Origin of the sequence: Corynebacterium sp. HMSC27B11 (assembly GCF_001815985.1) — a bacterium.
Lineage (GTDB): Bacteria > Actinomycetota > Actinomycetes > Mycobacteriales > Mycobacteriaceae > Corynebacterium.
The window spans coordinates 19,727-33,430 of the sequence record NZ_KV823550.1 but is presented as its reverse complement, the minus strand read 5'-3'; the positions used below and the strand labels follow the sequence as shown (position 1 = coordinate 33,430).

The 13,704-nt window shown below is 65.4% G+C and carries 9 protein-coding genes; 5 read left to right on the top strand and 4 right to left on the bottom strand.

Translation table 11 applies throughout. The features are described 5' to 3' along the window. The first annotated feature begins 19 nt into the window (after positions 1-19). On the top strand, positions 20-1,546 hold the full coding sequence (locus HMPREF3097_RS10025) for a DoxX family protein (protein ID WP_070760850.1): 1,527 nt from the start codon (positions 20-22) through the stop codon (positions 1,544-1,546). A 101-nt stretch (positions 1,547-1,647) separates the two neighbouring features. On the opposite strand, the gene HMPREF3097_RS03020 is transcribed toward HMPREF3097_RS10025, so the two are convergent. From HMPREF3097_RS03020 to HMPREF3097_RS03005, 4 genes are all read right to left on the bottom strand, one after another. Further along, positions 1,648-4,239 carry an excinuclease ABC subunit UvrA gene (locus HMPREF3097_RS03020; RefSeq protein ID WP_070760848.1) on the bottom strand — a complete coding sequence of 864 codons (2,592 nt, stop codon included), beginning with the start codon at positions 4,237-4,239 and terminating at the stop codon, positions 1,648-1,650. 5 nt (positions 4,240-4,244) lie between these two features. Next, positions 4,245-6,122 (bottom strand): dihydroxy-acid dehydratase, encoded by a 1,878-nt coding sequence (gene ilvD, locus HMPREF3097_RS03015; protein ID WP_070760846.1) that lies wholly within the window; start codon positions 6,120-6,122, stop codon positions 4,245-4,247. A 98-nt stretch (positions 6,123-6,220) separates the two neighbouring features. After that, on the bottom strand, positions 6,221-6,886 hold the full coding sequence (locus tag HMPREF3097_RS03010; protein ID WP_246821231.1) for a PH domain-containing protein: 666 nt from the start codon (positions 6,884-6,886) through the stop codon (positions 6,221-6,223). A 76-nt stretch (positions 6,887-6,962) separates the two neighbouring features. After that, positions 6,963-8,657, bottom strand: a complete 1,695-nt coding sequence (locus tag HMPREF3097_RS03005) for a mechanosensitive ion channel family protein (RefSeq protein WP_070760842.1) — start codon at positions 8,655-8,657, stop codon at positions 6,963-6,965. 351 nt (positions 8,658-9,008) lie between these two features. Here HMPREF3097_RS03005 and HMPREF3097_RS03000 point away from each other — a divergent pair, with 351 nt between their 5' ends. The 4 genes from HMPREF3097_RS03000 to HMPREF3097_RS02985 all read left to right on the top strand — a co-directional run bounded on the left by HMPREF3097_RS03000 (position 9,009) and on the right by HMPREF3097_RS02985 (position 13,672). Continuing rightward, entirely contained in the window at positions 9,009-10,922 is a 1,914-nt protein-coding gene (locus tag HMPREF3097_RS03000; protein WP_070760840.1) for an acetolactate synthase large subunit, read from the top strand. After that, on the top strand, positions 10,922-11,425 hold the full coding sequence (gene ilvN / locus HMPREF3097_RS02995) for an acetolactate synthase small subunit (protein WP_070759343.1): 504 nt from the start codon (positions 10,922-10,924) through the stop codon (positions 11,423-11,425). The genes HMPREF3097_RS03000 and ilvN overlap by 1 nt, the downstream gene beginning before the upstream one ends. Positions 11,426-11,563: 138 nt before the next feature. Continuing rightward, the gene (ilvC, locus tag HMPREF3097_RS02990; protein ID WP_012360004.1) at positions 11,564-12,577 is read left to right on the top strand and encodes a ketol-acid reductoisomerase; all 1,014 of its coding nucleotides are present in this window, start codon (positions 11,564-11,566) and stop codon (positions 12,575-12,577) included. 96 nt (positions 12,578-12,673) lie between these two features. Then, complete coding sequence (locus HMPREF3097_RS02985) at positions 12,674-13,672, top strand: cation diffusion facilitator family transporter (RefSeq protein ID WP_083317933.1); 999 nt, start codon at positions 12,674-12,676, stop codon at positions 13,670-13,672. The last annotated feature ends 32 nt before the right edge of the window (positions 13,673-13,704 follow it).

Below are 13,704 nucleotides of genomic sequence, written 5' to 3'. Positions count from 1 at the left end.
ACTCGTTTAGGCTGGGGACATGACTGACGCATCGAAGAATGGCAAGAAGCCCCAGAAGGGGGCGCTTGGAGGTTCGCCCTTCGGGCACAGCGACCGCGCATCGGAACCGTACGCCGATATCGATGTGCCAGATTACGAGGGCGCAACGCCGGAACCAGCCGCGAAGGGTGCTCCGAAGGCGCCAGGTGCCCCGAAGGCTCCGGCTGCTCCAGCGGCGAAGACCGTGAAGAACGGCCCGGCTGCCGCGGATAAGAAGGCGGCTGCGAAGGATGCCCCAACCGCGAAGACTGCGGCCAAGCCCAAGGCGAAGTCGGGTGACGACAAATCCCCAGCCTCCGCTCAGGCGAAGCCTGCTAAGGGCGATGCCCCGAAGGCAGCAGTTAAGGCTACTGGCACCAAGCCTGCCGAGGCTAAGAAGGCCGACACCGCGGCGGCTGACGCTAAGGCCACGGCCAAGGGCAAGGACGCAGCGGAGCGGACTGACACGGCAGGGGCGGCAGAGCGGGGGACCGCTGAGCAGAGCCGTCCGCGCGATATTTATGCGCTCGCGGGCCGCGCCCGCCCCCAGCGCATCGAGGCACCCGCGCCGGAACCAGCTCCCGAGGCTGAGTCCGCGCCGGCAGCCGATGTTCCGAATGTGCCTGGTGAGCAGCCAGGCGCCGCCGAGGATCAGCGGACTGAGGTGCTCGACCTCTCTGGCGCTGGTGCGGGCACCGGCTCGCAGGGCACGGCGGCGCAGCAGCAGGCTCAGCCACAGACCGGCACAAACACCGCAGCGCTCGGCGCTGGGGTGGCCGGGGCGGGGGCCGCGGGAGCCGCCGGCGGGTACGCCGCTGGCGTCGGCGCTTCGAAGAACGACGCCGACACCGCCGCGCAGGGCTACCCGGCGCAGCCAGGCGAAGCTCACCCCCAGGGGGGCTTCGACACGGATGCGCAGTGGGATCCGAACGCGCAGCCGGTGGGGCCTGAGGGCGAGGTTGCCTACGGGCCTGACGGCCAGCCGCTTGCTCCGATCGCCGAGCCAGTGGAGACCCGCCGCGGTACTCAGTCCCTCGGCCTGGCTATCCTGCGCATCGTCGCGGGCGCGGTGCTGCTGATCTCCGGTCTGCAGACCCTCTTTGGCTTTGCCGGGGATCCAGGCATCAGCGCCCTCGAAAGTCGGCTTAGTTTCTTCAGCGGATCTGGGGTGCTCGCTGTTGCTATCCCTGCCGCCGAGGTCATCGCCGGTGGACTGCTGATCCTGGGCCTGCTCACGCCGTTCGCCGCCGCCCTCGCTTTCGTGGTCTCGGCCTTCATGGCGACCTTCCACCTTTCCGGCCACCAGGGCTCGCTGTGGCCCTACGGGCTGAACCCGGTGATCCACCAGTGGGCGCTCTACGCGCTGATCAGCCTCAGCCTGATCTTCACCGGCCCGGGCGGGGCATCCCTGGATCGCTCCCGTAGCTGGGCGACCCGGCCGCTGGCCTCCTCGTGGATCTTTGCGGTCCTCGGCATCGCCGGTTTCGCCGCGCTCTGGCTGCTCACGGGCGGTCGCAACCCCTTCTAAACTTCGCGGTACGGCGCGCGCAAGCGCCAGCGAAAACAGAACCCGAGCCCACCAGGGCTCGGGTTTTCTTATGCCTTTGGGCAGGCCTTAGGTGTTCAGGCTCAGCTCAAGCCGGCTCGATCGGCCAGAACCTGGGCCGTCACCGAGCGTGAATCCGGCTGCATACCCTGCTGAGCGACCGCCGCCGGCGTCCCGGTGGCCAGGATCTGGCCACCCTCGTCACCGGCTCCCGGACCGACGTCGATGACGTGGTCTGCCTGCGCGACCACCCGGAGGTCGTGCTCGACGACGATCACCGTCGCACCGTCGTCGACCAGGCGACGCAGCTGGGCGAGCAGCAGGTCCACATCCGCCGGATGCAGCCCCGTCGTCGGCTCGTCCAGGAGGTACAGGCTGTGCTTGTGGCTGGAGCCACGCTGCATCTCGGAGGCCAGCTTGATGCGCTGCGCCTCACCGCCCGAGAGCTCCGGGGAACCCTGCCCCAGCCGCAGGTAGCCCAGGCCGAGGGCGTGTAGGAATTTGACGGAGCGCAAAATCCTCGGCTCCTCGGCGAAGACCTCCAGCGCCTCGTCCACGGTCAGCGCCAAGATATCGGCGATACTGCGACCGTTCCACTGCACCTCGAGGATCTCCGGCTTATAGCGCTTGCCGTGGCAGGCCGGGCAGGTGGTGTACGTGCCGGGCAGGAACACCAGCTCGACCTCGATGCTGCCCGCACCGTCGCACTCCGGGCAGCGGCCCTTCGTCGTGTTATACGAGAAATCGGAGACCGACATGCCTCGCCGCTTCGCCTCTGGGGTCGCGGCAAAGAGCCTGCGGACGTGATCGAACAGGCCCGTGTAGGTCGCGACGGTGGAACGCACCGTACGCCCAATCGGCTTCTGGGTGATGTGCACCAGCCGGTGGATCTTATCGACCCCCGTGGCGCTATCCACACGGAAATTCCTGTCACGGTCGGAACCTGCCGTGGCCAAAGCATCCGGGTCCTCGTCCGAGACCTCGTCGGCGCCGACTACCTGCTTGGCCGAGCGGGACACCGCGTCTGCCAGAACCCCGATGACCAGGGTGGACTTGCCGGAGCCAGACACCCCCGTGACCGCGGTGAGCGCCCCCAGCGGGAAGTCCACGTCGGCTCCGTCGAAGGCGCGTGCGTGCACGCCACGAAGGCCGATTGCTTCACCGGTGCCGGCCGGGGTGGCCGTCAACTCGGGGAAGCCCTCGTTCAACGCGGTGGCTGTGGGGGAGCCCAGCTGGTCGGCGCGGGCGCGGAACTCGTCAGTAGGGCCGGAGAACACCAGCTGCCCGCCGCGCTCACCAGCGCGAGGGCCGATGTCCACGACCCAATCGCAGCCGGCAACCAGCGACATATCGTGCTCCACCAGCAGCACCGAGTTCCCAGCAGTGATGAAGCGCTGCAGCAGCTCGGAGACCGCCTTCCGTTCCACCACGTGCAGGCCGGCCGAGGGCTCGTCCAGCACGTAGGTCGTTCCGAACAGGCTCGAGTTCAACTGGGAGGCCAGCCGCAGGCGCTGGTGCTCGCCCGCAGACAGGCTGCGTGCCGGCCGGGAGAGGCTTAAGTGCCCCAGCCCCAGCTCGATTGCGGCGCGCACCGTGGGCAGCACCTGATCCAGCAACAGTTCCTCGGCCTCGTCGTGCTCGGTCCACTGCTGCTTGGCGATACCCGCCAATTGCTGGAGGCGATCCTCCAGCACAGCAAGAACATCCTTCAACGCCAGGCCGTTGAACTCGTCGATGGCATAACCGGCATAAGTGACCTGCAGGGTATCCGGCTGAAAGCCGCGGCCCTGACACGTCGGGCACGTCGATGAGTGCATGAAGGAGAGCACCCGGCGGCGGTTCTTATCCGACTCCGTCTCCGCCAGGGTGTCGTTGAGGTAGGTGGCAACCGAGCGCCACTTTCCCTTGTAGGACCCGTGCACGGCGTTTTCGTCCCGCACCGGGTGGACGGTGACCACGGGCTGCTCGTCGGTGAACAGGATCCAGTCGCGGTCCTCCTGCGGAATATCCCGCCACGGGACGTCCAGCGGGTAGCCGAGGGTTCCCAGGATGTCCCGGAAGTTCTTGCCCAACCACGCTCCCGGCCACGCGGCGATCGCACCATCCCAGATGGACAGGCTGGGATCCGGCACCATCGACTCTTCTGTCGGCCGGTGCACGGTGCCGGTGCCCTGGCACTCGGGGCACATGCCGGCGGTGGTGTTGGGGGAGAAGGCGTCCGAATCGAGCCTGCCGTACTCCAACCGCTCGCGCATGCCGTCCGGGTAGCTGCCGGAGCGGGAGAAGAGCAGCCGAATACTATTCGACATATTCGAGATCGTGCCCACCGAGGAGCGCGCTCCACCCAGGGTGGTGGACTGCTGCAGCGCCACCGTCGGCGGCAGCCCCGTGACCGACCCGACGCGTGGGTTGACCGCGCCGCCGATGAGACGGCGCGCGAAGGGGGAGACGGACTCCAGGTACCGGCGCTGCGCCTCCCCATGGATGGTGCCGAAGGCCAGGCTGGACTTGCCCGAACCCGACACGCCGGTGACCGCCACGAGAGTGTCCCGGGGCAGATCGACGTCGATGTGCTTCAGGTTGTGCAGGTGTGCATCGCGCACCCGGATCATCGGATCGTGACCCGCGCGCTCCGTCGTGTGCGGAGCCGGGGACCCGGAGGAGGCCTGAGCCATGGTGGCTACTTCACCTCGCGAACTGCGCCCTTATCGGCGGAGGTTGCCATCGCCGCATAGGCACGCAGGGCCTTTGTGACCCGGCGCTTGCGGGTGGTGGGCTGCCACGGGGTGTCGGAAGCGTCCATCTGGCTACGACGGCGCGCGATCTCCTCCTCGGAGATCTGCAGCTCCAGCGTGCGATTGTGGACGTCGATGAGGATCGGGTCGCCGTCCTCAACCAGGCCGATCAGCCCGCCGTGGGCAGCCTCGGGGGAGATGTGGCCGACCGAGATGCCGGAGGAACCGCCGGAGAAACGGCCGTCCGTGATCAGCGCGCACTCGCGACCCAAGCCGGAGCCCTTCAGGAAGGCGGTCGGGTGCAGCATCTCCTGCATACCCGGACCACCGGCTGGGCCCTCGTAGCGGACGACGATGCAGTCGCCTGGGGAAACCTTCTTATCCAGGATCACCCGCACCGCGTCCTCCTGGGACTCGACGACGAGGGCCTTGCCCTCGAAGTGCCACAGCTCCTCGTCGATGCCGGCCGCCTTGATGATGGCGCCGTCCTCGGCGAGGTTGCCGCGCAGTACCACCAGGCCGCCGTCGGCGGTGTAGGCGTGCTCGACGTCGCGGATGCAGCCCGCAGTCGCATCGGTGTCCAGGGAGGACCAGCGGTTCTCGGTGGAGAAGGCCTCGGTGGTGCGCACCCCGCCCGGAGCGGCGTGGAAGAGGTCGATGGCGGCATCGCTCGGGCTCTCTGCGCGGATGTCCCAGTCCTCCAACCATTCGGAGAGGCTGCTTGCATGCACGGTGTGGACGTCCTCATTGAGCTTGCCGCCACGCCACAGCTCACCCAGGATCGCGGGGATACCGCCGGCGCGGTGGACGTCCTCCATGTGGAAGTCGGAGTTCGGGGAGACCTTGGACAGGCAAGGCACCTCGCGGGAGAGATCGTCGATGTCCTGCAGGGTGAAGTCCACCTCGCCCTCCTGGGCGGCGGCGAGGATATGCAGCACGGTGTTCGTGGACCCACCCATCGCCATGTCCAGCGCCATTGCGTTCTGGAAGGCGTGCTTGGTCGCGATATTGCGCGGCAGGACGGACTCGTCGCCCTCGCCGTAGTAGCGGCGGCACAGGTCGACGATGGTGTGGCCGGCCTGGGTGAACAGGCGGCGGCGGTACTCGTGGGTCGCCAAGGTGGAGCCGTTGCCCGGCAGGGACAGGCCCAACGCCTCGGTGAGGCAGTTCATGGAGTTGGCGGTGAACATGCCAGAGCAGGAACCACAGGTCGGGCACGCTGCGGACTCGACGTCCAGCAGCCCCTGGGCGTCGACCTTGTCGGATGCGGAGGCCGAGATCGCGGTGATCAGGTCCGTCGGGGCCTGGACCACGCCGTCGACGGCGACGGCCTTACCGGCCTCCATCGGGCCACCCGAGACGAAGACGACCGGGATGTTCAACCGCATCGCGGCGTTCAGCATGCCCGGGGTGATCTTGTCGCAGTTCGAGATGCACACCAGGGCGTCCGCGGCGTGCCCGTTAACCATGTACTCCACGCTGTCGGAGATGATCTCGCGGGAGGGCAGGGAGTAGAGCATGCCAGCGTGGCCCATCGCGATGCCATCGTCGACCGCAATGGTGTTGAATTCGCGAGCCACACCGCCGGCCTCCTCGATGGCCTCAGCGACGATGTCGCCGACGTCCTTGAGGTGGACGTGGCCCGGCACGAACTGGGTATAGGAGTTCGCGATGGCGATGATCGGCTTGTGGAAATCGTCGTCCGTCATGCCCGTCGCGCGCCACAGCGCGCGTGCACCTGCAGCGTTGCGGCCCTGCGTCGTGACGTCGGAGCGCAGCGGGATCGAGGCTCCGAAAGAAGTGGTGTTGTCCTGAGATGTCATTGTCGAAGTGCTCTCTTCAATATCTCTATGGGTGAAAGTGGCTATCCGGCCCCGTACGGTCCCTGGAAGCGGGTAACGCGAGGCCGGCGTTGTGTTCTTTAGTTATCGCGAGCGCGCTCGGGGGTGCTGCTGGCACCCGGATTCTCGGCGTTCCCTGGGGAGGCGGCGGAATCCGCATCAGGTGCTGGTTCGGCCGTGGGGTGCTCGGCCTCGTACTCCGCGCGACGCTGCTTCTCGTACTCAGCGTAATCCTCGGAGTCCATCAGCACAGCCGAACCATCGCGGTTGACGACCTGCACCTTGTTGTGAATATCCAGGCGCGCCGGGGTGAGGGGGTCCGGGATGCGGCCGGCGGTGGCCTCGGCGAGGGCGGGGAGGCTGTTGAAGGTGATGCCAGGCAGCCAGAATTGCGAATCATCTGTGGCAGCGGCGTAGGCCTTCCCCGCCTTGTTGAAACGGATGCCCTGGAAGTCCTGCCAGGACACGGTCTTGGATGGTCGGATCAGAGGCTTGGCCGTAATGCCCTTGCCATCCACTCGGGTCCCTGCCTTGATGACCCACACGATGAACAGCAGTGGGAGCAGTGGGATCCAGAAGAACGCCGAGACGTTGTATCCGGTGAAGATGAGGCTAATCAGGAACATGACGAAACCGACCAGGATGTTTTCCCGGCTCGGGTGGAAAGTCTGGGGACGCACCGCCGGCCGACCGTGGTTGTGGTCGGGGCGGGGCTTATTCGTGGGGTTGTTGTCCTGGGCGCTCATGTGAGCCATTTAACCAGGTGCCCGGGGTGGGGCTTAAATCCCTTTTCCTCAGTCCTGGGCTCTCAGTGTGATCGCGTTAGAAGCCCCCGGCGTCCCCGCCGGAGTCTCCCGCACCAGTCCCGGAGCCAGCGCCGGTGGGAGACGGTGCCTCGGCACCGCGATTCCCATCGGACTGCTGGTTTTGATTCTGATTCTGGTTTCGCTGCTGAGGCTGCGGGGCCTGATTCTGCTGTCCGCGCTGCGGCTCGTTGGCGTTCGGCTGCTGCGTGGATCGAGGCTCGGGGCTATCCGCCTGGCCAGTCTGCTGGGGCTGCTGCCCCTGTTGCTCTGGGGAATCCTGGGTTGCGGGCTGTGATGGCTCCGGGGCCGGAGACTCGGTCTGTTCGCTGGTCTTCGCCGGCCGGTCGCTCCAATAAGCGGGGTTGAGGATGCCGGCGCGGCCATCGTCCGGGTTAGAGGATGCTGCGGCGAGCAGCCCCAGGACCACGAGTGCGATGAACAGCAGGGTGGTGGAGACCCTGGTTCGGCCGCCGAAGGTCAGCCAGCGCTGGAAGCGTGAGCTGTAGTCGTATCGCTTGAATACCCCGGAATCGAGGTTTTCTTCATCGTCGTCTTCGGTGCCGACGATGAGCGCGCCGTCGGAAGCTGTTCCCGGGCCGTCGTCCTTCGATCGGATGATCGCGACCTCTTCTGCCGGGTCCAGTGGGGTGCCGGAATCGTCGGCATCGGACAGACGAGACGTATCCGTGCTGTGGACACCGTCATGTGGCGAACTCTGCGGAGAAGCGCTTGCTTCCTGCCGGGTGGCGAACACGGTCGTGGGGGCGGAGTCGTCCGCTGCCGTGTTCGGGGCTGCTCCCGGCACCGTGCTGTGTGGGATGGAAGTGCCGGAGGCTTCCTTTGCTCCGAACGGCGAGGCGGGAACGGTTTCCATGCGCTCCCAGAAGGTGTTCAGAATGGCCGAGCGAATGGCGCGTTCCACGGCCCACTGCTTGGCGGGGATGACGTCGACGGTGACGCGGAAGGTCACGGCCCACGGCTGACCGGCTGCCTGGGGTTGGACGACGGCGATGGCGGGCATGACGTCGACGTCGCCGGTGACATTGGGCTTGACGTCGGGGGCGGACACGGCGCGTTTGGTTGCCTTTTCGACCTGTGAGACCAGGTGGTCGATGTTCTCACCGGGGCGCAGCGGGATATCGATCTCGACGAAGGCGCGGGACCAGTCCTGGGAGAAGTTGGTGATCGCGCCGACCTTGCCGTTGGGGACGGTGACCATCTCACCGCTAGCGGTACGCAGTTTCGTGGCGCGGAGGGTGAGCGCGACGACGGTCCCCTCAACCGCATTGTTGGTGCCCTCGAAGCTCACGTAATCGCCGACGCCGAACTGACGCTCGGTGATGATGAAGACACCGGAAAGGAAGTCCCCGATGATGTTCTGCGCGCCGAAACCGATTGCGGCGGAAACGACGGTGGCGGGGACGGCTGCCGAGGCCGCTGGTACGCCGAGCAGGGTCAGAGCCCGGATGGCGATGATGAAGTAGACCACCGCTTCGACGAGGTACACCAGCGCGCCGGCGAGGGCGAGCTTGGATTTCGTGGATTCCTCATCGGCATCCAGCCGCTGGGCGACGACGCGGACGCATAGTCTGCCGATTCGCGGGATCAGAACCGCCAGAACCGCGAGTGCGGCTAGCGGCAGGCCGGGGTGGATCAGCCACTCCCATGCCTTGATCGCGTAATGCGTGAGGAAATAGGTCGATGCTTGCATAGCGCACAACCCTAGCGAGGCAGCCTGTGACCTTGCCGGGTCTCTGCTGATAATTCAGGCAGCATGCTGGCTGTGAACAGGGGCGGGGGATGACACGGGCCGGGATAGTTCTCTCGGTCGTCCAAGCACGCTCATGCAATCACTCTATGGGAATAAACATTTCAACTATTGAGAACCTGCAGGTCGCGAAGTTTGCCATCCGGGGCTCATATTGTTAGTATCATCACAATGCTCAGCCCGCCGGTTACCGAAATTCGGGGAAATGCGGCAGGTTGCAGCGTTCTTGTTTTGTCCCCGATGAAGTAGAAGCGAGTAAAAATCTCGCGTGCCGAGCAAGGAGCGATTGAAACCGTGAACAACACTTCACGCTCACAGCCCACGCCCGCCACGGTCGCTGCGGCTAGCCGCGGCGTCGCGCAGGCCCGCAAGCCCGAGCGCATTAACGGTGCAGAGGCGATCGTGCGTTCCCTTGAAGAGCTGGGGACCGGCGTGGTCTTCGGGCTCCCGGGTGGCGCCGTCCTCCCGCTGTATGAGGCCCTGTATGGCTCCGAAAAGCTCCGCCACGTTCTCGTGCGCCACGAGCAGGGGGCCGGCCATGCCGCCACGGGTTACGCCCAGGTCACCGGTGAGGTTGGCGTGTGTATCGCTACCTCCGGCCCGGGTGCGACGAACCTGGTCACCCCGATCGCGGATGCCAACATGGATTCCGTGCCACTCGTGGCGATTACTGGTCAAGTCGGCAAGGGGCTGCTGGGCACCGATGCCTTCCAGGAGGCCGATATTCGGGGCGTGACCATGCCGATCACGAAGCACAACTTCATGGTGACCCGCCCGGAGGATATTCCGGCGGCGATGGCCGAGGCCTTCCACCTGGCGTCCACCGGGCGCCCGGGTGCGGTGCTGGTTGATGTGCCGAAGGATGTGCAGAACGCCGAGCTGGACTTCGTCTGGCCACCGCAGTTCGACCTGCCGGGCTACCACCCGGTCACCACGCCCCACGGTCGCCAGGTCGAGGAGGCTGTGCGCCTCATTAGCAAGGCCAAGCGCCCAGTGCTCTACATCGGTGGCGGCGTCATCAAGTCCGAGGCGCACAAGGAGCTGCGGACCTTCGCTGAAGCGAATGACATCCCGGTGGTCACCACCCTGATGGCTCTCGGTGCCTTCCCGGAGTCGCACGAGCTGCACATGGGCATGCCGGGTATGCACGGTTCCGTGCCCGCAGTGGCCGCCCTCCAGCGCTCCGACCTGCTCATTGCCATCGGTACCCGCTTCGATGACCGGGTGACCGGCAAGCTGGAGAGCTTCGCGCCGAACGCCAAGGTCATCCACGCGGACATCGACCCTGCGGAAATCGGCAAGATTCGCGAGGTTCAGGTGCCGATCGTCGGCGACGCGAAGGAGGTTCTCACTGCGCTGTACAAGGCGATCGATACCCACGGTCTGTCTCGTCCGGACACCACCGAGTGGCGTGAGTACCTGGGGGAGATGCAGGAGCACTTCCCGCGCGGCTACGAGCACACGCCGAACGAGAAGATGGCCCCGCAGTTCGTCATCGAGACCCTGTCCAAGGAGGTCGGTCCCGACGCGATTTACTGCGCCGGTGTCGGTCAGCACCAGATGTGGTCCGCACAGTTCCTCGACTTCGAGCACCCGCGCACCTGGCTGAACTCCGGCGGCCTCGGCACCATGGGCTACGCGGTGCCGGCGGCCATGGGGGCCAAGGCTGGCGCGCCGGATAAGGAAGTTTGGGCCATCGATGGTGACGGCTGCTTCCAGATGACAAACCAGGAGCTCGTCACCTGTGCGGTCGAGGGCTTCCCGATCAAGATCGCGCTGATCAACAACGGCAACCTCGGGATGGTGCGCCAGTGGCAGACCCTGTTCTACGACGGGCACTACTCGCACACCAACCTCAAGCCCAAGGAGGCCTACCTCCCGGACTTCCTGCAGCTCGCGGAGTCCATGGGCTGCGCCGCCTTCCGCGTGGAGAAGGAGGAGGACGTCCTCCCGACCATTAAGAAGGCACGCGAAATCAATGACCGCCCGGTCGTGATCGACTTCATCGTCGGGGAGGATGCCCAGGTGTGGCCGATGGTTCCGGCCGGCACCTCCAACGACGAGGTGCAGTATGCGCGTGATCTGCGCCCGCTTTTCGACGACGAGGAATCGGCAGCGGAGACCCCGGCCGAGATCCACGAGACCATGCAGGAATTTCAGGACACCGAAGTCGACAACATCGACGCCCAGGAAGGGGAACAGAACTAATGTCCAACCTTCACACTCTGTCGGTCCTGACTCAGGACGAGGACGGCATCATCTCCCGCATCTCCGGAATGTTCACCCGGCGTGCGTTCAATATCGTCTCCATTAGCTCGGGGCGCACTGAGGTCGACGGCGTCAATCGCATCACGCTCGTCGTCGAGGGCGAGGAGATCGTTGTCGAGCAGATCACGAAGCAGCTGAACAAGCTGGTTCCGGTGCTCAAGGTCTCGCGTCAGGATCCGGAAACCACGGTGCAGCGGGGTCTGCTGCTGGTCAAGGTCGCTGCCGGCAATAGCAACCGCACCCAGGTTGTCGAGGCGGCGAAGCTCTTCCGTGCGCACGTTGTCGACGTCAGCCCGGACTCGCTGATTATCGAGGCCACGGGCACTCCGTCCAAGCTGCAGGCGCTGCTGGATGTTCTGGAGCCCTTCGGTATTCGCGAGCTCATCGAGTCTTCCGTGACTGCGATGTCCCGCGGTCCGCGATCGATGGCGCCGAGCCGTTAAACCGGGGGCACCCGCCCGGGTAAAATTTCATAGAATGGTAAATTTCATCTCAAAGAGTGAAATTTCTGTTATAATCTAAACATGCTCATCGATAGCCAGCCGCGGGCAGACGCGGCTGGCGAGAAAGGTTGAAACCTCATGGCAATTGATGTTTTTTACGACGACGACGCTGACCTGTCGATCATCCAGGGTCGCAAGGTTGCGATCATTGGCTACGGCTCCCAGGGGCACGCTCACGCGCAGAACCTCCGCGAGTCCGGCGTAGAGGTTGCCATCGGCCTGCGCGAGGGCTCCAAGTCCCGCGAGAAGGCTGAAGAGGCCGGCTTCAAGGTCCTGAACAACGCCGAGGCCAGCGAGTGGGCAGACGTCATCATGCTGCTCGCCCCGGATACCTCCCAGGCACAGATCTACGAAAACGACATCGCCCCGAACCTGAAGGACGGCGACGCCCTGTTCTTCGGTCACGGCCTGAACATTCACTTCGGCATGATCAAGCCGGAGGACAACATCACCATCGGCATGGTCGCACCGAAGGGGCCGGGCCACCTGGTGCGCCGTCAGTACGTCGACGGTAAGGGTGTTCCGTGCCTGATCGCCGTCGAGCAGGACCCGAAGGGTAACGGCCGCGACCTGGCTCTGTCCTACGCTGCGGCAATCGGCGGCGGCCGCGCGGGCGTCATCCCGACCACCTTCGAGGCAGAGACCGTCACCGACCTCTTCGGTGAGCAGGCCGTCCTGTGCGGTGGTACCGAGGAGCTCATCAAGACCGGCTTCGAGGTTCTGGTCGAGGCTGGCTACGAGCCAGAGATGGCTTACTTCGAGTGCCTGCACGAGCTGAAGCTGATCGTCGACCTCATCTTCGAGGGCGGCATCAAGAACATGAACTACTCCGTCTCCGATACCGCGGAGTTCGGCGGCTACATCTCCGGCCCGCGCGTCATCGACGCCGATACCAAGGAGCGCATGAAGGGCATCCTGTCCGATATTCAGGACGGCACCTTCACCAAGCGCCTCGTCGCCAACGTCGAGGGTGGCAACAAGGAGCTCGAGGAATTGCGCGCTAGCTACAACGATCACGAGATCGAGAAGACTGGCGAGAAGCTGCGCGACCTGATGAGCTGGGTGAAGAACCCGCTGAACGAGACCGCCTAAGGTCTCGTTATCCCGCGGGGTATAGCCCCGCGACCGCGTCTCCCGACTATTTTCAATAAGTTGTCAATAAGGGGGGCGCTCGCTAAGCTTGAGGGCATGAGCGAGCACATTGACGCAGCCCCCGAGCGCCCACAGAACCGTGGTGGTGCCGATCCGCACCGCCACGGTTCTTCGCATTCTCACTCCCATTCCGAGGCACACGGGCATTCCCACTCCCACGCGCCCACGGACGCCCCGCTGCGCGCACTGCTCATCGTGCTCGCGGTGACCGGCACGATCTTCTTCGCCGAGCTCATCGGCGGGCTGGTCACCGGCTCCGTTGCGTTGCTGGCCGACGCGATGCACATGCTTTCCGATGCGGCGGGGATCATCATCGCGGTGATCGCCATCCTCATCGGGCGCCGGGCCTCCAACGCGCAGGCGACCTTCGGCTACCGGCGCGTGGAGGTGCTGGCCGCACTCGTCAACGCGGTCACTGTGCTGGGCATCTCCGTGTGGATCGTGGTGGAGGCCATCCGCAGGCTCCGCGAGCCCGTCGAGATTCTCGCCGGCCCCATGATGATCATCGCCGTGATTGGTCTCATCGCGAACGTGGTCTCCGCGTGGATCCTGCACAGCCAGCGGGATAACTCCGTAAACGTGCAGGGCGCCTTCCTGCACGTGTTGGCGGACATGTTGGGCTCCGTCGCCGTCCTGATCGCTGGTGGCGTCATTATCACGACCGGCTGGCAGTACGCGGACGTCATTGCCTCTCTCGTCATCGCAGCACTCGTGCTGCCACGCGCCTGGCAGCTCATGATGCACACGCTGCGGATCCTGCTGGAGCAGGCTCCGCCGGGCTACGACCCGGCCGAGATCGACGCGCTTCTCCGCGAGGTGGACGGTGTGATGGATGTTCACGACCTGCACCTGTGGTCCCTCGACGGGACGAGTGCGCTCGCCTCGGTGCATCTGGTCGTTCCGGAAGACCGCGACCCGGCTGCCGTGCTGTGTGTGGCCCAGGAGGCCCTGCAAGAGCGGGGGATCGCCCACTCGACGATTCAGGTGGAGCGCCCGAGCCACGTTGAGCACGAGGGGCCGCACAACGTCTGTTAGCCCCGCGCGGACCGTCGGCGGGAGAGCTCCCC

Excerpts from the sequence above, each read along its gene's own strand:
- HMPREF3097_RS03005 (WP_070760842.1), bottom strand. The coding sequence starts at position 8,657 with ATGCAAGCATCGACCTATTTCCTCACGCATTACGCGATCAAGGCATGG.
- HMPREF3097_RS03020 (WP_070760848.1), bottom strand. The coding sequence starts at position 4,239 with ATGGCTCAGGCCTCCTCCGGGTCCCCGGCTCCGCACACGACGGAGCGC.
- HMPREF3097_RS10025 (WP_070760850.1), top strand. The coding sequence starts at position 20 with ATGACTGACGCATCGAAGAATGGCAAGAAGCCCCAGAAGGGGGCGCTT.
- ilvC (WP_012360004.1), top strand. The coding sequence starts at position 11,564 with ATGGCAATTGATGTTTTTTACGACGACGACGCTGACCTGTCGATCATC.
- ilvD (WP_070760846.1), bottom strand. The coding sequence starts at position 6,122 with ATGACATCTCAGGACAACACCACTTCTTTCGGAGCCTCGATCCCGCTG.
- HMPREF3097_RS02985 (WP_083317933.1), top strand. The coding sequence starts at position 12,674 with ATGAGCGAGCACATTGACGCAGCCCCCGAGCGCCCACAGAACCGTGGT.
- HMPREF3097_RS03010 (WP_246821231.1), bottom strand. The coding sequence starts at position 6,886 with ATGAGCGCCCAGGACAACAACCCCACGAATAAGCCCCGCCCCGACCAC.
- ilvN (WP_070759343.1), top strand. The coding sequence starts at position 10,922 with ATGTCCAACCTTCACACTCTGTCGGTCCTGACTCAGGACGAGGACGGC.